General features: G+C 31.7%; 23 protein-coding genes. 10 read left to right on the top strand and 13 right to left on the bottom strand.

Features of this window, described 5'->3' with window-relative positions; translation table 11 throughout:
• Position 1: 1 nt before the first annotated feature.
• The 10 genes from ilvN (at position 2) to WFZ86_RS12860 (ending at position 9,893) form a co-directional block, all read left to right on the top strand.
• Entirely contained in the window at positions 2-520 is a 519-nt protein-coding gene (gene ilvN / locus WFZ86_RS12905; protein WP_342692304.1) for an acetolactate synthase small subunit, read from the top strand.
• A 97-nt stretch (positions 521-617) separates the two neighbouring features.
• A complete protein-coding gene (ilvC, locus tag WFZ86_RS12900; protein WP_342692303.1) occupies positions 618-2,087 on the top strand; it encodes a ketol-acid reductoisomerase in 1,470 nt (489 codons plus the stop codon).
• Between the two features lie 367 nt (positions 2,088-2,454).
• Positions 2,455-4,362 (top strand): acetate--CoA ligase, encoded by a 1,908-nt coding sequence (gene acs / locus WFZ86_RS12895; protein ID WP_342692302.1) that lies wholly within the window; start codon positions 2,455-2,457, stop codon positions 4,360-4,362.
• A gap of 115 nt (positions 4,363-4,477) precedes the next feature.
• Positions 4,478-5,596 (top strand): NAD(P)/FAD-dependent oxidoreductase, encoded by a 1,119-nt coding sequence (locus tag WFZ86_RS12890; protein WP_342692301.1) that lies wholly within the window; start codon positions 4,478-4,480, stop codon positions 5,594-5,596.
• Entirely contained in the window at positions 5,597-6,316 is a 720-nt protein-coding gene (locus tag WFZ86_RS12885; RefSeq protein WP_342692300.1) for a methyltransferase domain-containing protein, read from the top strand. It begins immediately after the preceding gene.
• A complete protein-coding gene (locus tag WFZ86_RS12880) occupies positions 6,313-7,365 on the top strand; it encodes a type III polyketide synthase (protein WP_342692299.1) in 1,053 nt (350 codons plus the stop codon). Before WFZ86_RS12885 ends, WFZ86_RS12880 begins: the two co-directional genes overlap by 4 nt.
• A 3-nt stretch (positions 7,366-7,368) precedes the next feature.
• Positions 7,369-7,797, top strand: coding sequence for a 3-hydroxyacyl-ACP dehydratase FabZ family protein (locus WFZ86_RS12875; RefSeq protein WP_342692298.1), 429 nt, complete (start codon positions 7,369-7,371; stop codon positions 7,795-7,797).
• Positions 7,798-7,825: 28 nt separating this feature from the next.
• The gene (locus tag WFZ86_RS12870; RefSeq protein WP_342692297.1) at positions 7,826-9,103 is read left to right on the top strand and encodes a beta-ketoacyl-[acyl-carrier-protein] synthase family protein; all 1,278 of its coding nucleotides are present in this window, start codon (positions 7,826-7,828) and stop codon (positions 9,101-9,103) included.
• A 24-nt stretch (positions 9,104-9,127) separates the two neighbouring features.
• Positions 9,128-9,388, top strand: a complete 261-nt coding sequence (locus tag WFZ86_RS12865) for an acyl carrier protein (protein ID WP_342692296.1) — start codon at positions 9,128-9,130, stop codon at positions 9,386-9,388.
• A 7-nt stretch (positions 9,389-9,395) separates the two neighbouring features.
• On the top strand, positions 9,396-9,893 hold the full coding sequence (locus WFZ86_RS12860) for a 4'-phosphopantetheinyl transferase family protein (RefSeq protein ID WP_342692295.1): 498 nt from the start codon (positions 9,396-9,398) through the stop codon (positions 9,891-9,893).
• 86 nt (positions 9,894-9,979) lie between these two features.
• Here WFZ86_RS12860 and WFZ86_RS12855 read toward each other — a convergent pair whose 3' ends face one another.
• From WFZ86_RS12855 to WFZ86_RS12795, 13 genes are all read right to left on the bottom strand, one after another.
• On the bottom strand, positions 9,980-11,806 hold the full coding sequence (locus tag WFZ86_RS12855) for a GEVED domain-containing protein (protein WP_342692294.1): 1,827 nt from the start codon (positions 11,804-11,806) through the stop codon (positions 9,980-9,982).
• Between the two features lie 717 nt (positions 11,807-12,523).
• Positions 12,524-13,042: a hypothetical protein gene (locus WFZ86_RS12850; protein WP_342692293.1), complete on the bottom strand. Its 519-nt coding sequence runs from the start codon at positions 13,040-13,042 to the stop codon at positions 12,524-12,526.
• Between the two features lie 294 nt (positions 13,043-13,336).
• Positions 13,337-13,771, bottom strand: a complete 435-nt coding sequence (locus WFZ86_RS12845) for a hypothetical protein (RefSeq protein WP_342692292.1) — start codon at positions 13,769-13,771, stop codon at positions 13,337-13,339.
• Between the two features lie 194 nt (positions 13,772-13,965).
• On the bottom strand, positions 13,966-14,313 hold the full coding sequence (locus tag WFZ86_RS12840; protein ID WP_342692291.1) for a hypothetical protein: 348 nt from the start codon (positions 14,311-14,313) through the stop codon (positions 13,966-13,968).
• Positions 14,314-14,516: 203 nt separating this feature from the next.
• Positions 14,517-15,110 carry a hypothetical protein gene (locus tag WFZ86_RS12835; RefSeq protein ID WP_342692290.1) on the bottom strand — a complete coding sequence of 198 codons (594 nt, stop codon included), beginning with the start codon at positions 15,108-15,110 and terminating at the stop codon, positions 14,517-14,519.
• A gap of 335 nt (positions 15,111-15,445) precedes the next feature.
• Positions 15,446-16,282, bottom strand: a complete 837-nt coding sequence (locus WFZ86_RS12830; protein ID WP_342692289.1) for an acyl-CoA thioester hydrolase/BAAT C-terminal domain-containing protein — start codon at positions 16,280-16,282, stop codon at positions 15,446-15,448.
• Positions 16,283-16,352: 70 nt separating this feature from the next.
• Positions 16,353-16,976 carry a Crp/Fnr family transcriptional regulator gene (locus WFZ86_RS12825; protein WP_342692288.1) on the bottom strand — a complete coding sequence of 208 codons (624 nt, stop codon included), beginning with the start codon at positions 16,974-16,976 and terminating at the stop codon, positions 16,353-16,355.
• Between the two features lie 363 nt (positions 16,977-17,339).
• The gene (locus WFZ86_RS12820) at positions 17,340-18,233 is read right to left on the bottom strand and encodes a TolB-like translocation protein (RefSeq protein WP_342692287.1); all 894 of its coding nucleotides are present in this window, start codon (positions 18,231-18,233) and stop codon (positions 17,340-17,342) included.
• Between the two features lie 159 nt (positions 18,234-18,392).
• Positions 18,393-18,911 carry a MepB family protein gene (locus WFZ86_RS12815; RefSeq protein WP_342692286.1) on the bottom strand — a complete coding sequence of 173 codons (519 nt, stop codon included), beginning with the start codon at positions 18,909-18,911 and terminating at the stop codon, positions 18,393-18,395.
• Positions 18,912-18,955: 44 nt separating this feature from the next.
• Positions 18,956-19,150: a hypothetical protein gene (locus WFZ86_RS12810; RefSeq protein ID WP_342692285.1), complete on the bottom strand. Its 195-nt coding sequence runs from the start codon at positions 19,148-19,150 to the stop codon at positions 18,956-18,958.
• A gap of 169 nt (positions 19,151-19,319) precedes the next feature.
• Positions 19,320-21,323, bottom strand: coding sequence for a DUF262 domain-containing protein (locus WFZ86_RS12805; protein ID WP_342692284.1), 2,004 nt, complete (start codon positions 21,321-21,323; stop codon positions 19,320-19,322).
• A 5-nt stretch (positions 21,324-21,328) separates the two neighbouring features.
• Positions 21,329-23,026, bottom strand: a complete 1,698-nt coding sequence (locus WFZ86_RS12800) for a DUF262 domain-containing protein (protein WP_342692283.1) — start codon at positions 23,024-23,026, stop codon at positions 21,329-21,331.
• 153 nt (positions 23,027-23,179) lie between these two features.
• Positions 23,180-23,404 (bottom strand): hypothetical protein, encoded by a 225-nt coding sequence (locus tag WFZ86_RS12795; RefSeq protein WP_342692282.1) that lies wholly within the window; start codon positions 23,402-23,404, stop codon positions 23,180-23,182.
• Positions 23,405-23,657 lie beyond the last annotated feature (253 nt).

Genomic DNA, 23,657 nt, shown 5'->3' with positions numbered 1-23,657 from the left:
TATGGAAAATAAAACATTCACGATTTCTGTATATTCAGAAAACAACGTAGGCTTATTGAATAGGATTTCAGGCATATTTCTGAAACGTCACATAAATATTTTGAGTTTAAATGTATCCGAATCTGAGATAGAAAACGTTTCTCGATTTGTCATTGTTGTAAATACAACCGAAAAATGGGTACAAAATATTGTAGGTCAGATCGAAAAACAGATTGAAGTAATTAAGGCTTTTTACCACATCGACGAAGAAACCATCTTCTTGGAAAGTGCCATTTTTAAAATCGAATCTAGTTTGCTTTTTGATGAGCGACAAATTCAAAATATAATCAAAGAAAGCAATTCACAAATTGTAACCGTTTCGAGAGACTTTTTTGTGATTTCAAAATCAGGAAAGCGCTCTGAAATAGAGGAGTTGTATGCAAAGTTAAAGCCTTTCGGAATCATGCAATTTGTGCGATCAGGACGCATTTCAGTTTCAAAAACGAAAATGGAAATTTCGGCAATATTAGAGAGTTTATAAAGTAATATTTATCGAAATAGTCTTAACTAGAATTTCAAAACAAAAACCAAATAAAACTATTAATTATAAAATTTCACATTCATTAAATATTAAAAAAATGGCAAATTATTTCAATTCATTACCACTTAGATTACAATTAGAACAATTAGGCGTTTGCGAATTTATGGACCAATCAGAATTTGCAAATGGAATAACAGCTTTGGCAGGAAAAAAAGTAGTCATTGTAGGTTGTGGAGCTCAAGGTTTAAACCAAGGTTTAAACATGAGAGATTCTGGTTTAGATATTTCTTATGCTTTACGTGCAGAGGCAATTGCTCAAAAAAGAGCTTCTTATATGAATGCTGCAGATAATGATTTTAAAGTTGGAACCTATGAAGAATTGATTCCAAGTGCAGATTTAGTTTGTAATTTAACTCCAGATAAACAACATACTGCTGTAGTAAGTGCTATTATGCCATTGATGAAAGAAGGAGCTACTTTAGCTTACTCTCACGGTTTTAACATCGTTGAAGAAGGAATGCAAATTCGTAAAGATATTACGGTAATTATGTGTGCTCCAAAATGCCCAGGATCAGAGGTTCGTGAAGAGTACAAAAGAGGTTTTGGAGTTCCTACCTTAATTGCTGTTCACCCAGAAAACGATCCAAATGGAGTAGGATTAGAGCAAGCAAAAGCATATGCAGTGGCTACAGGTGGCCACAGAGCAGGTGTTTTAAAATCTTCTTTCGTTGCCGAAGTAAAATCAGATTTGATGGGAGAGCAAACCATTTTATGTGGAATGCTACAAACGGGTTCTATTTTGTGTTTTGACAAAATGGTCGAAAAGGGAATTGAGCCAGGTTATGCTTCAAAATTGATTCAATACGGTTGGGAAACGATTACTGAAGCTTTAAAACATGGTGGAATCACCAATATGATGGATCGTTTGAACAATCCATCGAAAATTGAAGCTTTCGAATTGGCTGATGAACTAAAAGACATTATGCGTCCATTATTCCAAAAGCATATGGATGATATTATTTCAGGTGAATTTTCAAAAAACATGATGATAGATTGGGCAAACGATGACATCAATTTATTATCATGGAGAGCCGCTACAGCTGAAACTAATTTTGAAAAAACAGCACCTACAGCAGCACCAATATCTGAACAAGAATACTTTGATAATGGTGTTTTAATGATTGCAATGGTTAAAGCAGGGGTTGAATTGGCTTTCGAAACCATGACAGAGTCTGGAATTATTGAAGAATCTGCTTATTATGAGTCATTACACGAATTGCCTTTGATTGCTAATACTGTAGCTAGAAAAAAATTATATGAAATGAACCGAATCATTTCGGATACGGCTGAATATGGTTGTTATTTGTTTGATCATGCGTGCAAACCTTTGTTGGTAGATTTTATGCAAGCTATTGATACGAATGTGATTGGTAAAACATTTTCAACTTCTAATGAAGTAGATAATGCGGTGTTGATTGCAGTAAACAATAGCATCCGTCAACACCCAATTGAAGAAGTAGGTGCTTGGTTACGTGAATCGATGACTGCGATGAAAAAAATAGGTTAAAGAATGGAATTACCACACAGGGAGCGTGTGCTGAATAACTATCTTATCGATACTCTCATGGTTTTAGTTTGAATTAGTTATTAAATTTTAAAGTTGGGCTAAACGATTTGATATTCTCAGATTCACTTAACTTCATTGGGGAGTTAAGTGAATGTAATCCGAAAGAAAAGTATAGATTGTTATAAATTGTAGTTAATTTGTTATTTGTAAAGGGCAAACTGTAAGTAGTTTGCCTTTTTTATTGCACCATCGTGTTATAAAAAAATAAAATAATTATAAACATCAATCAAGGAATTAGTATATTTGATTTTCAATAAAACCAACGTATAAAATTTAGAATTAATACCTTCGCAAAAAATTAAAAAAGATGAGTTATTTTAAAATCGAAAATTTAGAACAATATTTTAAACATTATAATAAATCGGTTAGAGAACCAAGAAAATTTTGGGGAAAAATTGCTGAAGAAAATTTTACTTGGTATCAATATTGGGATAAAGTAGTTGATTTTAATATGGCTACGGCTGAAGTGAAATGGTTTACCGAAGCGAAAGTAAATATCACCAAAAACTGTATTGATCGACACTTAGCCAAGCGAGGTGAAAAAAATGCCATCATCTTTGAACCTAACAATCCAGAGGAAGCCGCACAACACATTACCTATAACGAATTGCATCAAAGAGTTTGCAAAATGGCTAATGTATTGAGGGAACAAGGAATTACAAAAGGAGATCGTGTTTGTATCTACTTGCCAATGATTCCAGAATTGGCAGTTTCGATTTTAGCTTGCGCTAGAATTGGAGCCATTCACTCTGTAATTTTTGCAGGATTTTCTTCTTCGGCTGTAGCGTCAAGAATTAATGATAGCGAATGCAAAATGGTCATTACTTCTGATGGAGGGTATCGAGGAAATAAAACCATTGATTTGAAAGGAATTATTGATGAAGCCTTAGAATCTTGCCCTTCGGTACAATCTGTTTTGGTTGCCAAAAGAATTGAGACACCAATTAGCATGAAACCAGGGAGAGACCAATGGCTACAACCTCTTTTGGATCAAGCATCAGATAATAATGTTGCCGAAATAATGGATGCCGAAGATCCTTTGTTTATCCTATATACTTCGGGTTCTACGGGAAAACCAAAAGGAATGGTACATACTACAGCGGGTTATATGGTATACACTTCCTATACTTTTAAAAATGTTTTTAATCACGAAGAAAATGATATCTTTTGGTGTACCGCAGATATCGGGTGGATTACAGGACATTCTTACACACTTTATGGTCCATTGTTAAACGGTGGAACCACAGTTATTTTTGAAGGAATTCCTTCTTATCCTGATTTTAGCCGTTTCTGGGAAACTATTGAAAAACATAAAATTACACAATTCTATACGGCTCCAACAGCCATCCGTTCTTTGGCTAAAGAAAGCTTAGAATATGTACAACGTTTCCCTCTTAAATCATTAAAAGTTATTGGTTCTGTTGGAGAGCCTATCAATGAAGAGGCTTGGCACTGGTTTAATGACCACGTTGGAGACAAACGTTGTCCAATTGTGGATACTTGGTGGCAAACCGAAACTGGCGGAATCATGATTGCGCCTATTTCTTTTGTAACGCCAACCAAACCAACCTATGCTACTTTGCCTTTACCAGGAATTCAGCCTGTTTTGATGGATGACAAACGCAACGAAATCGAAGGTAATCAAGTTGTTGGAAGTTTATGTATCAAATTCCCATGGCCAGGTATTGCTAGAACGATTTGGGGTGATCACCAACGTTATGTTGATACGTATTTCTCATCTTTCCCAGGTAAATACTTTACGGGAGACGGTGCATTACGCGATGAAGTAGGTTATTATAGAATCACAGGTCGTGTAGATGATGTGGTAATTGTTTCTGGTCATAATTTAGGAACAGCACCAATTGAAGACGCTATAAATGAACATCCAGCGGTTGCAGAATCTGCTATTGTTGGATTCCCACACGATATTAAAGGAAATGCCTTGTACGGTTATGTTATTCTGAAAGAATCAGGGGAATCTAGAGATAGAGAAAACTTGATCAAGGAAATTAACCAAATCATTACCGATCATATTGGCCCAATTGCGAAATTAGACAAAATTCAGTTTGTAACAGGCTTACCAAAAACACGCTCAGGAAAAATCATGCGTCGTATTTTACGTAAGATTGCAGAAGGCGATTTCTCTAACTTTGGAGATACCACTACGTTGATAAACCCAGAAATTGTGGATGAAATTAAGAACAATAGATTGTAATTAGTATATCAAATAATTCACACTAACTGCTTTATTCAAAAGATAAAGCAGTTTTTTTTTATTTATAAAAGTTTATAAGCTATCGCATTCAAAACATTTCATTAAATTTACCCATATGGTAAATACAGAAATTGTAATAATTGGGGGAGGTTTAGCAGGATTGACTGCTGGAATTCACTTATCCCAAAAAGGATTTGCTGTAGTTATTATTGAAAAAAACGAATATCCCAAACATAAAGTCTGTGGCGAATATATTTCTAATGAAGTCAAGCCTTATCTAGAATCTTTGGGAATTCCTATTCAAAATGCGCATCCAACTTCGATTACTCAATTAGAATTTGCGACTTTATACGGTGCGAGTTTACATCAGAAATTACCCTTGGGTGGTTTTGGTATCAGTCGCTATACCTTAGATCACATGTTGTATCAAAAAGCGATTGAAAATGGTTGTAACATCATAAAAAATACCGTAGAAACCTGTGTTTTTAAAGAGGATCAGTTCTTCGTCACTACGCAAAATCAAGAAATATATACAGCCAAAATTGTTTTAGGTGCCTTTGGCAAAAGAGCCAATTTAGATTATTATTTGCACAGAACGTTTATTCAAAAACAATCACCTTGGTTAGCGGTCAAAAATCATTTTCAAGGTAATTTTCCAGACGATGTGGTGGGGTTGTATCATTTTAAAGGCGGTTATTGTGGTGTTTCAAAAGTAGAGAATGGCCGCATAAATATATGTTATATTGCTCATTATAAAGATTTTAAGCTGTATAAGAATCTAGATGATTTTGAAAAAGGTGTACTCTTCAAAAATCAAAAATTGAAGCATATTTTTGAAACCTCGGTTCCTGTTTTCGAGAAACCATTAACAATCAGTCAAATTTCTTTTGAAAAAAAAGAGCCTGTTTCAGCTCATATACTGATGATAGGCGACACGGCTGGTCTCATTCATCCTTTGTGCGGTAACGGGATGGCTATGGCGATTCATAGTGCCAAAATAGCGGCTGAAGCCAGTATTGATTTCCTTCAATATAAAAGCAGTAGAGCAACTTTAGAACTAGCCTATACCGAAACTTGGAATATCAATTTCAAAGCACGATTACGAATGGGAAGAAGTTTGAGTGCTATTTTAGAACAGCCGATTCTAACATTAATCGTTCTCCAAGTAGCTGTCCTTTTTCCTTTTATTATCAAACAAATCATCAAACGTACTCATGGTACACCCATTTCATAAATGAATTTTAGAGTCCCCACAAAATACAGAACTACTTCTACAGAAATTATGGATGATTTTTCTCTTGAAGGAGAAGAACTCAGAGAGGCTTTGGATAAAATTGCTTCCATCAATCAACTTTTAGGTGGTAACAAAGTCACGCTCGGTGGTGTAGAACAGTTACTTGGAAACGTCTCTCGTGATGAAACCATCACAATTGTAGATATTGGGTGCGGAAATGGTGACATGTTGCGTACCTTAGCTCAGTATGCACAAAATAAGAGTTTGGTATTCGAATTAATCGGGATTGATGCCAATAGGTTTACAGTGAATCACGCCGAGCAGCTGTCTGCTGATTATGAAAACATTTCCTTTCGTTGTGAGGATATATTTGATGCTGCGTTTCAAGTAGTAAAAGCAGATTTGTTTTTGTGCACACTGACTTTACATCATTTCAAAAATGAGGAAATAGAGTATTTGTTGCCGTTGTTTTATAAAAATGCCCGATTAGGTATAATCATTAATGATTTGCAGCGAAGCAGCTTGGCCTATAGGCTATTCCAACTTTTATGTTTTGTTTTTCGTCTGAATACGATGTCACGAGAAGACGGATTAACCTCTATTTTAAGAGGTTTTACCAAAGAAGAGTTGATCCATTTTTCAACTCAAATGAAATTTAGTACATGGTCCATACGTTGGAGATGGGCTTTTAGATACCAATGGATAATTTCAAAATTATGAGTGTAAAAATTTGTACCGTAGCCAAACAATTGCCTAGCTATTCAAAAGCTACCGAAGAAATTATTCCTTTTTTGGATGCTTGGCTCGAAGGACAAGACGAGCGTTTTATTCGAAAAGTAAAAAAAATATTCGAAGGAGCGGCTGTGGATAAACGCTATTCTATCATGGATCCGATCGAGGTATTTACAAAAACATCTTTCGCTGAACGCAATGCCATTTATGTACGTGAAGTCATCACATTAGGAGAGAAAGTATTGCAAAAAGCATTGCTCCAAGCCGAATGGAAGGCGACCGACATTGATTACATAATTACCGTAAGTTGTACAGGAATTATGATTCCATCACTTGACGCTTATTTAATTAATAGTTTGCAATTGCGACAAGATGTGGTGCGTTTGCCTGTGACTGAAATGGGTTGTGCTGCTGGTGTATCAGGTATTATTTATGCTAAAAATTTTCTGAAAGCTAATCCCGGAAAAAGAGCTGCAGTAATTGCAGTCGAAAGTCCCACAGCCACTTTTCAACTCGATGATTATTCGATGGCCAATATTGTAAGCGCAGCAATTTTTGGAGACGGAGCCGCTTGTGTGTTGCTTTCTTCACATGATTCAGACGAAGGGCCTGAAATCATTGGTGAGGAAATGTATCATTTTTATGATGCCATTCATATGATGGGTTTTGAATTAACCAATTCGGGTTTGCAAATGGTACTCGATAGTGCTGTTCCTGAAACTATTGCGAGTCATTTTCCGGTAATTATTCATCCTTTCTTAGCACAATATCAATTGTCGATTTCGGATATGGATTATTTGATTTTTCATCCTGGTGGTAAAAAGATTGTTCAAACGGTGGAAACACTTTTTGAAGGCTTAGGCAAAGACATTGAAGAAACCAAAGCTGTTTTGCGTCAATATGGAAACATGTCCAGCGCAACCGTACTTTATGTTTTAGAAGCAATTATGAATAAAAAACCCGCCAAAGGAACCAAAGGACTGATGTTGAGTTTTGGTCCCGGTTTTTCGGCACAACGTGTTTTATTACAATTTTAAACTATGAAAATAGAAGATATCCTAGCTAAATTACCGTACTCAGAGCCTTTTTTGTTTGTTGATACTATCGAAAAAATAGATGAAAGTGGTGTAGTAGGCACTTATCGTTATGACGAGAATTTATCTTTTTACAAAGGACATTTTGTAGATCATCCAGTAACACCTGGTGTGATTTTGACCGAAACCATGGCACAAATTGGTGTCGTTTGCTTGGGAATTTTTATTCTAAATGATAGCTTTACTAAGGATAGCGTAATTGCTTTAACATCAAGTGAAATTGATTTTTTGAAACCTGTTTTTCCAAGTGAGACCGTAACTGTTTTTTCTGAAAAAATATATTTCCGTTTTGGGAAATTAAAATGCAAAGTATGGATGGAAAATCAAAAGAAGGAAACTGTTTGTAAAGGTTTTATTGCGGGTATGATTAAATAATGATTCGAGTTTTTATACTAAAGCTGCCATGAAAAAAAGAGTAGTAATTACAGGACTAGGTGTGGTAGCTCCAAATGGAGTAGGGGTTCCCACTTTTACGCAAGCCATCCAAAATGGAATTTCAGGAATACAACACGATCCTGAGTTAACACGTCTTGACTTTTCATGTCAAATTTCTGGTAAACCTTCAGTTTCTGATGAACTAGCGCTTGAGTATTTTACTTCTTTAGAGCTGCGTAATTTTAAGGCAACTGGAATTTTATATGGTGTTATCGCGGGGATGGAAGCATGGAAAAATGCTGGTTTGACCATTGAAACCAATGATGTTCCTGATTGGGAAAGCGGTACAATCTTTGGCACAGGGACTTCTGGCATTGAAAAATTTAGAGAGAGTATTTATAAAATAGACGATAGGCAAACCCGTCGGTTGGGAAGTACTGCCGTAGCACAAACTATGAACAGTGGCGTTAGCGCTTATTTAGGTGGAAAACTGGGTTTAGGCAATCAAGTGACGACCAATTCTTCGGCTTGTACCACAGGTGCCGAAAGCATTTTGATGGGCTACGAACGCATTCAATCAGGATTAGCCAAAAGAATGCTCGTGGGAAGTACTAGCGATTCGGGACCTTATATCTGGGGCGGATTCGATGCGATGAAAGTTTGTACTTTTAAACACAACGATCAGCCCGAGCGAGGCTCTAGACCGCTTTCGGCAACGGCTTCGGGCTTTGTCCCGAGTAGTGGAGCAGGAGCGTTGGTGATTGAAGACTTGGACTCAGCTTTGGAACGCGGAGCCACCATTTATGGCGAAATTATGGGTGGTAACTGCAATTCTGGCGGACAAAGAGGGCAAGGCTCTATGACGGCACCCAATGGAATCGCCGTGCAAAAATGTATTACAGATGCGCTTGTGAATGCTGGAATTGCAGCAACCGATTTAGATGCGATTAACGGACATTTGACCGCCACCGCCAAAGATGCTTTTGAAATTGAGAATTGGTGCCAAGCATTAAATCTAAAAGGAGATGATTTTCCGTATATCAACTCCTTAAAATCTATGGTAGGACATTGTTTGTCGGCTGCGGGAAGCATAGAGTGTGTGGCTACAGTTTTGCAACTCCATCATGATTTCATTTTTCCCAACCTGAATTGCGAGGATTTGAATCCCGAAGTTTTGGAGTGGATACCTACGAGCCGTATTCCACAACTTGCACTTACTAAAAAAATGAAGTATATTGCTAAAGCAAGTTTTGGATTTGGAGATGTAAATGCTTGTATTGTTTTTAAAAAATGGAGTACAACTTAAAATTATTCAACTTAACGATTGTATATGAACACAGATCAAAACACGAGAATCGAAGAGCTTAAACAAATCATTAAGCCTTACATTCAAAACTCAGAAGCCTTGGAAACACTGACTAAAGAGACTGATTTTATCAAAGATTTACAAATCAATTCAGCAAATTTAGTGGATATCGTTTTGGATATTGAAGAGAAATATGAAATCGTAATTGATAATTCGTCGATGGAACGCATGCTTACCGTAAAAGCCGCTTTAGAAATTATTGAAAACAAGTTAAACGAATCCTAGCCACTTGATGATAGGAAACGATGTGGTAGATTTGGACTTAGCTCGTTCGCAAAGTGCTTGGAAGCGAAAAGGATTTTTAGATAAACTTTTTTTGCCCCAAGAACAACAACTGATTTGGACTGCCGAAAATCCAGAACAGATGGTTTGGAATTTATGGACTAGAAAAGAAGCTGCGTATAAAATTTTCAATCGCCAAACGCAAATTCGAGCCTTTAACCCGTTGCAATTTGCTTGTAGTGTTAACGACACTTTTGAAGGGACCGTTGCCATCCAAAACCAAATTTACAGTACTCGTACCGAAATAAAAAAGAGTAGCATGTATACAATAGCCGTTAGTGATGCGGCTTTTTTTTCTAAAATACAAGTGTTGTCACCCGAAGCCACGATTGGTAAAGAAAACGGAATTCCTTATTGGACTCATCCCGTAACTCAAGCAAAAAATCCCGCTTCCATCACGCATCATGGGCGCTTTTGGAACGGGATTTATTTGGATTTAAATTATTAGGAAAGTTGACCCTTATTGATATTTCAAAAGTTAGATATTCATCATCTTATTATTTAGAATCTAATAGTATGGTCAATACAAATAATTTATTGTTTTGTAAATTTCATGTTTATTTTTTCGTTCTGAAAAATATAAACACCTATTGGGCTAAAATTTAAGATTGTTTCTTTGGAATCATTATTTCCTTCTTGCACTAATCTCCCTGAAATATCAAATATTCTATAGTTACCCAAAACACTATTTGATATTAGTTTATTGTCATTTTTTGAGTACCAAATTATATTTTTTGATTCCGCAATTTGTTCTTTAATTCCTAAAGAAGGTCTTAAGGTTACTGTATAATCCTCAACTTGCCCATCTTTTGTTGCATCACAGGCTCCTATTTCATCACCAGTTCTCACTCTTAATCGCAAAGGTTTGTTTATAGTTGCGGTTGATGGCGGTGTTATTGTGGCAGACCACATTGTATTTGTATTAAACCCATTTGTTGGAGCAATTTTTGTCCCAGAAGTAGCAACAAGTTCCGAAGCTTCAAATGAACCATTGTTATTGTAATCAATCCAAGCATTGATATATTGAGAATTCCCTACAATTCCTATTTGTAATGTGTAAGCTTGTCCAATGGTCAAATCGGTATAAACGTTGGGATCAATACAGTTTTTTTTAGTAAAATCAGTATAAAAGACCTGTGAAGAAGTCTTTCTAGGAAGTGAAACATTATTAATAGTGCCTAATTGAATCAGAGTAGGACCCAACCAAAAATTAGAGGCATTGTTGGTTGAAGTGATTTCGCACGAAGCATTACTTACGATACCTCCACCAGAATTGTCTTCTATTGGTGTTGCTCCCAAAGAGAGTGTTAGATTTTCACGTGATCCTAAAAATTCTGTAATAGCTCGCTCTCTTTGTCCAAGGGTGAATTTTCTTCCACTATTGTACCCCATCATGTTGTATTGTATACCATCATAAGTACTCCCTGTACATGGGTTGATAATAGTGTTGTCTGGGAGAGGATTAAGATAGGGTTTACATGGAGCTGTATCGCAAACATAGTCATTAACAGTGAGGCAGTTTTGTGCTGTTTCTGCAACAGGACAAGGTGAGGTAGTAAAATCATAATCTTTGCCAAACGTATGTTCTAATCCCACGGCATGGCCTATTTCGTGAGGTAAAATGCTAATATTAAAAGCATTAAGTTTGGTTGCAACTCTACAAGTCATAAAAGCGTCATAACTTTTGTCCTCATTTTTAGGCAAACCACTAAAACCCGTATCCCCTCCATTGAAGTTCCCTTTAAAACCATTTATAACATAGATATTAAAATAAGAAGCTTCAGGCCAATGTGGCGCAAAAGTTCTAACTTGATCTGCTGTTACCCCTTTAGCATCATCCAAACCATAGGTTGCATAATTGGGTAATGTAGTTCCTGAAGCATAATGTCTAATAATTCCAGTAGTAGCTTCGCATGATTCGGTTCTTTTGGCTAAAGCAAGTTTGAATGGCATTACAGTTCCATCCAAAAGTCCATTTCCTTCTGGATAAACAAAATCCCCATAAGTAGTATTAAGTATTTTATTGCAGTTATCTATCCATGTCTCAATTTCTAAATCTGAGGGGTTAAATTGGGTTCCAACAGCTTCATTATTAGGTACTATAATATGTACCACAACAGGAATAGTATAGATTTTTCCGTTATATGCTCCCGTTTTATCTATAGAAAATCCTTTGGAAAGTAAGAACTTTTCAATATCTAGTGAAGGTGATTTTGTGTTATTTGGGGCTATTTTTTTATCTAAAGTCAAATCTTTTGAGACTGCTTTTTTTTGCATTTCATCTGTAAGGCAAGAGTTTTGTGAGTGGCTTATTAAAATTGTACCTAAAAGAATAACGCCAGTAAGTAATGTTTTCTTCATCTTTAACTATTTTTTATAAAACACAAAAAAAGTAAATTTTGAGTAAAACACACTATGAATTGTTATTTTTTATATACTACTCTAACCAACTGATTATTGAGTAAGAAGTACTTATTAGCGTTTAGCGTTGAAATTTTAGCAAAAAACTTATTCTTTAAAGTTCTAATTTACTTCATAGCAATAATTCAATAACTACTATTGAGAGCAAAGAAACAATATCAAGTATAATAAAAAATTAGGAAGTAAATAAGGCAACCAACGAGGGGTAAACATATGACTGTTACAAGTAACTTAATCATTTCTGGAATCATACTTCTTGCGTTTTGGGGAAATAATTGATTTAGAGCTTTCTGTTGTTACAATTGGTTTGGGTAGAATTGAATTTATTATATACAATTCCAGTAGAAAATTCAGCTTTACCAACTCCAAATTGATTCTCTAAAGTATTTAGGTTTTCCATATTTTTACAATTCTCTAATTTTATTGATCAATTTTGGCCTGCTTTTTTGTTATTATTTTGAAAAAAAATTAGTTTCTATGGATAATAGAAATTATTAAATAAATTAAGCCGAAAAATATGAGGCTTAATGCAAGTAAAAATCCAAAACCACCTAAAACAACCCTAAATAAAGTTAAAGAAATTAACAAAAGTATAATTCCAAGTATAATTGCTAATATTGAGTTTTTAGTTCCTCTATTCATCTAATTATTTTATGTTTAATTCTCCTTCGTCAATGTGGCTTCATTTTTTCGAAAAAGACTAAATATCAATGAGGCAATCATCAAGAATGTTAATATAAAGAATTCTTTCCAAACCGACTTCTCACAAATATTATAATCACTTAGTTTTAATAATTCAGAGTTGTTTTCTCGAAAAACAAAAGAAAACACTTCTTTTTCATCTACTATTTTTTCATATAGAGTCGATTCCTTATTTGTTAAAAATGATATTGAATCTCTAAATTTCATATTCTCAAATTGACTCAAGTTTAAGTTTTGTAAACCACAAGGTTGTATAGTAAAATTAGTTGGTGTACCCACAATTTTAAAATCTAGGGAAGGAACATTGTCTCCTGTAGATTCATAATAAATTGGCAGTTCAGCCAATTCTGCTTTAATTTCAATTAAGTTTTTACTTTCAATTATGTTGGGTTTAGCAAAAATGAAATATGTATATCCCAAATAGAATAATATCATAAATATCCACGAAAAAGTTGCTTTACTGTTTTTTTTCATTCTTTTTTAACACTATTTATGTCATTATAACGCATAACGTTATAATTTAATTGAGTAAAAACTAAAATTAATTGATTGAAGCGGTTAGGTTCAAGCTATTTATCGCTTTTTAAATTATTAATATATTTGGATGATCTTCCATTCCAATAACAGTTTATACATCTACCATTTTCAAATTTGTGTTCGCAATTTTTCTTTCCATACAAATAAAATGAGCATTCAGGACATAATGAGGTCATTTTCGATGATTCTGAAAAGTAAAGACTTTTACATTCGTCACATTTTTGAGTTTTACTATTCATTTAAAGATTCCCCTTTTAAATTTATAACAGTATTTATACTTTTAATTAACCCAATTGATGCTTTTCCAGTTTCCATTTGAAAATCTATTTGTTCTCCGTAAATATCAACAATTCTAAAGATTGATAACTTTGGTTTATGTAGATTACCTTTAAAATCTCCATAAATAACATCATCAATCAACTTAAAATCAATTGATTTAATTTTGTTGTTTTCTATTTCTAAAATTTGACGAGTTGTTATTAAAGTATGTTTAGTTTGACTTTTTATTTCAAAGATTGGAAGCTCATTTTTATCCAATTCGAAGTCAATATATTTATTTTCAGTTTCAGCTGTGACTATTTTTGAATATTTCCAAGTGTCAATATCCATCGCTGAACGTTTTACAGACGCAATTGTTATATTTTGAATAGAGTTGTCTTTTTTCACTTAAGGTGTTCTTTTAGCTTGTGTCTAATGTACTGATATTACGGTGGGTTTGGAATTAAATTAAGCCTATTTTCGGATTTACTATCCTGAAGTGAGACTTTGGGACATAAATACAAAACCAACTTTCCATTAAGTCAATTGCCCAAATCCGTTGTAGCTCTTATATGCTGTTTCTTTTTCGATTTTAAACAACCTTATTTTACTTTTTTCAAGTAAACCCCTTTATTGTTGGTTGTTCCTTTTTTTTCAATGTACATATTACTTCCAATAATTTTCAAATTCATAGTATCGGCTGGAAATCCTGTATCTGTTGGATGAAAGTAGCAAATTATCTTTCCATCTTCTTTTTTCCATGTCCCTTTAGAGTCAATTCTGATTGTATGAATTTCATTTTTCTCAACAGTATAGTTTGAATCTATTCTGATTTGAAGTAATGAGCTTTTGTCTGTCAAATATCCACTAGTATATATTCCATAAATATTTCTATTACATGAAATAAATGTGAGTAATAAAATAATAATAATTGGAAGTTTTAGTTTCATTTTCTATGAAATATGTAGGTTCGGAAATGGGATATAATGCTCTGTTACTACAGTGGGTTTTATACTAAATTATGCCCAATTTTCGGATTTGCCAAATCTTCCAAATACAAAAATAACTTTCCATTAAGTCAATTGCCCAACCGAGGCTTCAAGTCCAAAAGATGAAGTAAATCCGTTGTGGTGCCTGTTAGGAATTGTTTTATTTATTTATTCTCTTTTTTTAGTGAATTTAAAATTTCTTTCATTTCTAATATTTCATCTTCTGTACAATTCATTTTTGATAAATGTACGTTTACAAATATATCATTTCCAAACATTGCATATCCGTACATATGATTTTGAGTAAATTTAGTTCCTTCGATATGTATTACGTTTTCTCTAAACATAAAATCATCTGTCATTTCTCCCCAACTTTTATCATTCGTTTCCATATTTTTTAAGTTCGAATAATTTTTAAAATACGAATAAGCAAACAAAGGAGAATTTTCGGGAAATTCTTTTCCTGCTTCTTTAATTTTTTTACCTAATTCTAGTTTTGGTAGATCAACTAAAGAGATCCTTTCTTGTTCATTAAGTTTGTAAAATAAAACAGAACAAATAAAACCATCTTTTTCAGCAAAGTAATAATAGTCAGAACCTCTCCATTCTTTGTCAAATTTTTTGAAATGCTCTGACAATAAACTTATTTTAACGTCCTTTTGTTTTGGATAAATAAACTCAAATGATTTTTTTTCAATAATATTGAATGATAAAAATCCTAAAATTATTAATCCTAAAAATAATTGCCTCAATTTCATTTTTTAAATTTATATGTTTTTAGTTTTCTGTTGTTCTAAAATAATGCCTAACTCCAGTTTCTCTAAAAAACCTCGTTTTTTCTTATTTTTAAGGTAAATATAGTTGATTTAAACTACAAAAAAATAATTTACGGTAAAAAGTAATTTGGTTTACTGCCCAGAAAATAGAAAAACAAAAGGCTTTAAAAGAGTTGTATGAACATAAAAAAATAAGTCCAATGCTTTTAGGTATTGTTTGAACTCATTTGGGGAATTAAGTTTAAGTGTCTGCGCAGGTTGTAGGCTGTACAGATAAATCTCACGTTAATGGCTAACTTTTTTTATTTAACTTTATTTTATCTAAAATTATTTTCTAAAAAATCAAAAACTAAATCAAAGTGGTTCAGCGGTTCAGAATGACTTCCTTCGATAGAAATATGATTGAAATGGTATTTAAAATGAAATGATTTTAATCGTCTTATTATTTTTTCAGCCATTGGTGTTGAAGGACATATTTCGTCTTTAGTTGCTGAAAGCAATAAAATTGGTGCTTTTATATTTTCTACTTTTATTAATGCTTTTTCTTCTGCAACAGAATCTTTTAACATTGCTTCAAATGTACCACGCAAATCTCTTTTCATTAAAAAAGGAACTGCTTCGTCATTTACAGGTACAAATGGAAGTTGTTTTCCTTGAAACGTCCAACAAGAGGAATTAAACTCTTGAGTGTGTCCAGGAAAAACAGCATGACTTGAAACCAAACCAATGACGCATTTGATGTTTTTATAATAACTTCCGATTAATAGTGCTAAATCAGCACCGCGAGAACCACCAACAATAGCAATTTTCTTCTTGTTTATTTTTTTGTTTTTTGATGCTTCTTGTATAGCGTTGTGTACATCTTCAATTGCAATTTTGTCTAGAATAGCTGGCGTATTTTTACAGCCAAAATAACCAATTGCTAAAAACGCATAGCCTTTTTCTATAAATTTATTTCGAGTTTTTTTCCAATAATCGCTTGTCCAAGCGTTTCCTCCTTCTGAGCCACCCAACCCAACTATTAAAGGCTGTTTTTTACCTTTTCCGAGATATAAAATGGCTTCAATATTTTTTACTCTAATAGTGTCTTGTGCATGTATAGAAATTGAACTAATGGTAAAAAATGCTATAAATACTAATTTTGAAATATTCATTTTTTAAATTTAAAAGTTTCGACAAAGTTGAAGCAAATAAATGTAATAGCATTTGACCTATATCAAAAAATCATTTTTCGGCCCTAATTCTACTCAAGGTTTCTTGGGTAATGCCTAAATAAGAAGCAATCATTCCAAGAGGTATTCTATGATGAATGTCATGATAGGTTTTAATAAAGTGATTGTATTTTTCTTTAGCTGTTGTAAACCGCATGGATGTAATTCTTTCCATAAAATGACCAAAAACGGTACCCATTGATAATCTGGCATACCGTTCCATTTCTGGAAAGCTTTCAAATAAAAACATTAAATCATCTACATCTAAACATAATGCCTCAGTATCTTCTATGGCGTCAATATAATATATATCAATTGCTCTTGTTCTAAAACTTCTAGGCGAATTACTCCATTCTCCCTCTGCTGGAAAATATTCGCTAATTTCTTTTCCATCTTTAATAAAATAAATACGGAACAAACCTTTTTGAATAAAATATGATTTTGTACATATTTTGTCGGCATGATGAATTATTTCACCTTTTTTGAAAGAAACAAAACTTATTTTGTTACTTAATGCCGCTTTTAATCCATCGTTTAACTTGATGTAGTTTTCAAAATGTCTAAATAATTTTTCTTGCTGTTCGATGATTCTATCTTTTTGAATTGATTTTTTTGCTGTTTTCGGATAGCTTCCCACTAACGTCAGTTTATCTAAAAACCTTCGTTTTTTGTTGTTTTTAAGGTAAATATAGTTGATTTAAACTACAAAAATATAATTTACGGTGAAAAGCAATTTGGTTTACTTTCCAAAAAATTAGAGCCTTAGAAGGCTTTAAAAATGTGTTGTCTAAACATAAAAAAACAAGTCTAGTGCTTTTTGATAGCAGCCTTACTTTTTTAAAAACTACAACTCAAAACCAAAAATAAACCTCGTTTAAATATCCTTAAACGAGGTTGTTTTTTTATGCTGATTTTGAAAATTTGCTTTTTAAGAGAGTTGCGCAACAGCTACTTGTGTTGGCGGTAGTTATATTTTATACTCTTACATTTTTACATAAGATCATTGCTGAGATCTTAGCTGTTCAATAATTTTAGAATCAACCCAATATTTTTTTGACTCCCAATATGTGCTTCCATTTTCCCTTACTTTTTCTTCTGACCTTTCAAAAAGCAAATATTTTCCATCAGGTGTTAATCTTGCACCGTTTTCTACTAGTTCTGAATTTATCTTATCTCCCATATTGATAGTTGAACCCCATGAGCCATCTTGCTGTCGAAAACTGATATAAATGTCGGACTTGCCATGTCCACCTTCTCTCTCACTATCCCATATTAAGTAGGATTCATCAGGTGCTATAAAGGGGTGGGCTGTCAATTCCCCTGAGTTAATCCCCTTACCGAGTAGTTTTGGTTCTTCATGCTTTCCGTCTATAATCCTTGATATACGGATTCCGACATTACTTTTATAATCGTCAAAAACAAGAGTGCCTTTAGAAGATACTGACATCACCATAATACCTAAATCTTCCCTATCAAACATGGGACCTAGGCTTTTAATTTTGGACCAACCAGAATCTGTACGCTCTATGTAGTTCCATCTAGAGTATAAGATGTTACTATCGCTAGGATTATGTTTAAAGTTATACTTATTAACCTTGTAATAGCTACCTTCATTACGATACACAACAACGAGAGGCTCAAACGGGTCGTTACCTTGATATGTAAAATAAAATTCATCCATATTCAAAGAGTCTGCATTACATAATTCCCAATCTTGAGAGGTGCTCTTTTTAGGAACAAAAATTTCGGGGGTTAATCCTGGTGGTTTATGTCCAAAGTAAAGATTCTCTTCTGCTAAAGGATTATTCTTCTTTGTTTCAGACTTCACAGTTTTACAAGCACTTAAAAATATTAAAAATACCAGTACTGTAATTTTAATCATGTTATTTCTCATTCTTTAATTTGTTTTAATTCTAACTAACTTTTTTATAGATGTTTAAAACTAAATGATTATAAAATTAAAATCATCGATTTTGAATTGATGCTTTTCTATTTGTTTTGTATTCTTTTTGTACGGTTAGTTTTCTTTTTCGTCTAAATATAAGTGATTTTCTTAATTTATTTTCAGTAACTTTTTTAGCTTGTTTATGTCAATTTCGATTCTGTTTCCAATTTCTACGAAATATTTTGTTTGCCAATTTTGAGTTTTTTGTGCTTGTTTATTTTCTGTTACGCTCCAATTTGGATAAACTCTAATTCCACGTTTTCCTTCCCCTTTTTTACTTGTCAAAATTTTATTTTCGCTCAAAACTGTTTTGTTGAAAATGAAAACTCCAAACTTTTCTGCTTGACGAGTTGCAATTAAGTAAAATTCGAATTCGTCGTCAACATTATGCGGTTCAGTTATACCGTTTTCATTCCGCTTCCAAATTGTTACAAATTGCCCAGTCTTAGTTGGCGTAATTTTCGCCATTCTGAATTTCACTTTTTGTCTATTCAGTTCAAAATTATGAGCAAAATATTCTTGACTTTCTTTTTCAATTGCTAAGTTTTCAAGTTGTATTCCGCAAACTTTAAATATAGAATTATTTATAAGTTGTATTTCGGAAAATATTTTGCTAGAATTTATCAATTTTTATATCTGTTATTTTTTAGTTGGTCGCTTGAGTTCTGGTACTACAACAATTTAGAATTAAAATAACCTCCGCCAAAAATTAATAGTGAAAATTCACTTTTTTCAGCATTAAAGCTTTTAAAGTATAAAGTGTCAATCTTATCAAATTCTATTTTTTTTGCTTTATGCTTAATGATTTCTGAATCTTTACAGCCGAGTAGAATCAACAATATCAAGTATGGAATTAATTTCTTCATGTTTAAGTAAGTTTGTTTTTAAACTTGTTATCAAAGTTCTTGTTATTCAGTGGGTTTTAGACTAAACAAAGCCCCATTCTTCAGATTTGTCAAATCATACCAAATACAAAACAAACTTTAAAGTAAGTTCTAAAAACACAATTTCTTAAAATCGCTTATGTGAAGTATCTTAATTTATTTCGATACATCCTGCTATATCTCTAGGTCTTTTACTCCTTAATAGATAGCAAACTTTATTTTGATCGTCAATTGCTATATAGTTTGATTTACTTTGTTTATCTAATAAATCTTTTTCTTTGATTAATCTTACTTTCCAATTGGGCATATTAGCTGGTGGAATAAAATTATCAATAATATTATCAAGAGATTCAAATTTCAATTTATTTAATAATTTGTTTAAAAATAAAGAATAGTCTGTATTATATATGTAATACTCTAACTCTCTAAAATTTTCAATTAAACATCTTTTTATTGAATCAACGACGTACCATCTTGACCACCAATAATCATAAAAATTATAATTATTGTTTACCTCAATTGTCAATAAACCTCTTCTTATATCATTTGAGAAATCATTATTATTTTCATCATTTCCAAAATATTTAATTATAATATCTTTAATTTTGACAAACGAATCAATATCAAAATTGTCTAAATTATAATTATAACTAATACATTTAAAAGCAAAATCAATACGTCCTTTAAAGAATACTAAATCTTCCATTTCAAATATTGCACTTTTGAAATCAGGATATTTAATAATCAATTTTGCTTTATTTTTTTCCTCTTCAATTTGTTCTTTTGCAAAAGCTGAACTAAATTTTTCTTTTGCTGAAAGAAATTTATAAATATCATCACAGCCTTCTGATAATTCTAAAATTAGATTAATTACACCATCAAAAGTTTCAGGACTTCTAATTATATCAGGTCTTTTACCTCCTTTTTCAACACTTCCTCTAGCAATTATATTTCTTATTACTCTTAGCCAATCTAAATATTTATCTTTATCAAAATTCTCATTATTGATTAAATATTCAATCTGAGCAAATAACAAAACTTTTTGAGAGTATGATGCGCTATTGACATTAGGAGAAAAAACATTTTCTTCAAAAACTACTTCTTTTAAAAAGTTTAATTTAGGATTATGGCTAAATAATGGAAAATTAATAGATAAATCTAAATTGTTATATTTTTCAGAGTATAGTTCAAAAACATTATATATGTATTTATAGCTTTCTAGTGTTATAAAATTTATTTTTATGTTATTTTGATTATCTTGAATGCTTCTAATATTTTGAATCCTATTATTGTTTTTTTCAATTGCTAATCGATACATTAATAAGCTTGATATAAATCTCATTAGAGCAATATCAATTTTGTTGTTTTTTCTAAAATTTGACCAAAAAAAGTCTGTCCATTTAGTGTCAATTTTAAAAGCAAGAGTTTGTGTAGGATTTAAATTAAGTTCCCATTTAGAATCAGAAATATATTTTTCAAAACTTGCCTTAAAATTTTCAAAAGGAGTTAATAATTTCCCTCTGGCATTCATTTTAATATATAAATCATCGGTAAGACCAATGTTATCAAGATTTATGTTATAAAAAGAAATTAAATTTTTGACAGTTAATTTTTCCCAAATATTTTCTACTAAGTAAAATTTATTATGAATAGCATCTAATGTTCTTAACATTGAGTTTATTGTTGGGTCATTTCTCCAAGAGAGAAAAAACCATTTGGAATTTATTATTTGATAACTAATTTCTAATTCTTTTTCAGATAAAATAATAACATCGTTTTTAACTAAGGCTTCACAAAATTCTCTTGAAGTTATTCTTGTTTCATAACTAAATTTTAGAAGTATTTCTTGAGCTTCATTGATTTTATCCTCTTTTATGGATGCATACCAATGTAATAAAAATAATGTTGTTAAACGTTGTTGTCCATCTAAAGGTTGGTAGATGTTATCAACTTTACTACCATAAATAAAATCTAATTTTAAATTGTTTTCTTGAATGATATTTTCATAAATTGCATTTAAGAAGTTATCTCTGATTTCCTTTTTGTCTTCTCTTCCTTGAGCATAATCTCTTTGAATTATTGGTATTTCAATTTTGTCCTGACTTTTTATTAAGTCAAAAAAAGTGATTGAGTCGTGATTATAATTATTGTCCATTTAATTTATTTTTTTAAGTAATCTTCTAAAACATTGAATAAATCTTTTTCATAATTTTCTCTATCTTCTTGTGTCCAAAAAGATATTTTTGGAGGATATTCACTGAAATATTTTAAAAATACATTTTTAGTACAAATTGGAATAAAGACACCAAGCTTATCTCTATCGATTATAGTTTTACGTTTTATTGGAAAAACAGCATTTTTATAACTTCTGTTTGTTTCTGAATCTAAAAGAGTTAAGTTTGAAATATGATTCGTGTCCTCTTCTATAAAATCATTATTAAAATGCGATATAACATCTTCATATAATAATCTAAATTTATCATCATCTCTGAAATCAGTAAATTTAGTAGTCTCAGTTTTTAATTCTGAACCACCTTTAAATGCTGTATCAATAAATGTGGAAGCTTCGCTAAGCCATAATTCTCTATTTTTGTCGGGCATATTATTTGGGTCTTTAATTGAAGCTATATGCTCAATATCCCATTTTCCATTTTTAAATAAATCAAAAGGGAAATAAGAATTATCAACTTTACTTTTCAATAATGTTAAAATATTATACAGTAATAATATTTTCTTAACATTTTCTTTGTCATCATATTGTAAATTTTCTAAATCGATATTTTTAACACTATCTTTAATTAAAATGTCCAAATAATCTCTAAACTCTGACTTAGTGAAATCAATTGATTTATTATATAACTCCTTTATAGTTTTATGGTTAATACAAACTAAGTAGCCTATTTTATGATATAAATCTCTTTCTTCATACCATTCGCTAAATCTTTGAAACCTTTGTTTAATTTCTTGCCAATTATTATCAATAGTACTTTTGGTTTTATTGAGAAACTTTTTATTAAAAAATCTAAAAATTGAATATTTATCATTTTTATCATCTTCATCGTTCATTAAATCAAAAATAAATTCTATTCTGTTTACAGATTTTTCTTTTCCATTTAAGAAGTACCAAAATCTATTTCTTTGCAAAGATTGTTCTATAAAATCCCATTCAGTGGCAATTTCAAGTTGTCTTAATTTAACTTTTTCTTTATTTCTATCTTCGAAATTTGAGCTATTTAAAAATAATGCTTTTATTAATTCCGAATTTGTTAATGGAATTTTTCCAATATTTATACGTGTAAAAATTGAAATAGAATCTTCTTCTAAATTTTCATACCAAATTACTTTTGTGTTATATTGAAAATTTGATAAGAATTCATATCTGTTAAAAGAGTTACCTTTATCTGCAAACCATTGTTTTATAGCTTTATAAGCTTGAAATATATAGTGAAAATCAATATTTTGATATTCTAAATTGTCATCATTTAAATTAGCTAATTCCTTTAAAAAAGTTGAAGATTCTTTCCTTGTTTCATATTCTAATTCAAATAATGTTTCTCGATGTTCTTCTGCTGAGAATTGATTTAATCTGAATAAAATAAGATAAATTGAAGTTAATCTTTGTTGGCCGTCAATAACTTCAAATAAATTATTGTTTATTTTTTTTACTACAATAGGTTGAAGACAATACCAAGTCTTATCGTTTGAGTTTTCAACTTCTCTTGGTTTAAATTCTGAAATATCATTTAATAAATCGATTATTTCATTTTCACTCCATCTATATCCTCTTTGGTAAGATGGAATAAAAAAGTTATATTTTAATAACTCATTTATTGTTTTTAATTCTAATACATTGGTCATTTTTTATCTTCTTTAATATCTTAGTTCGTATTTTCTAGATTTTTGGTCACATTTCCCACAACTTTCCCGCACTATATTTATCGGGCAAATAGAATGAAATTTAGTCACGTTTATAGTAATTTATGTTTTTAATCATTTAGCTGTTTAATTATTTTAGCCAATTGGAATCCAATCTATGACTGTTCCATCACAATCAGGTGCATTTGGGCAACAAATAAATTCATCTCCATCTTCATCCCTAAAAACTTTATATTCTTCAACTTTATAAATTGTATCACAATGGATACAACATATTTCGCTTGTTATTTCTGGAATATTACCAAAAGGATAATTTTCATTTATATATTTTTGTTTGTCAATAATGATTATTTCTTCCATCTCATTTAAATTTTGGTTTGCCTTTAGTTAAAATTTTAAATCAAACTTCATTCCTTCAAATATAACCGTTTCCCCTCAAAAAACACAACGATTCTCTAAAATATAGCGTCCTGTTTTCCATCTTTAAATCTGCCTTCTGAAAACCGCCTTCTGCCTTCTGCAAACTGCCGACTTACTTCGCATGAGCGATGGGAGCGGCATCCTCTTGAGGCGGGGTTCGCCCCAAGAGATATAGCGTACAGCGCGACCCCGA

It is taken from the genome of Flavobacterium polysaccharolyticum, assembly GCF_038739875.1.
Lineage (GTDB): Bacteria > Bacteroidota > Bacteroidia > Flavobacteriales > Flavobacteriaceae > Flavobacterium > Flavobacterium polysaccharolyticum.
Note: the sequence above shows the minus strand (reverse complement) of the source record. Positions and strands in the feature narration are given on the sequence as shown.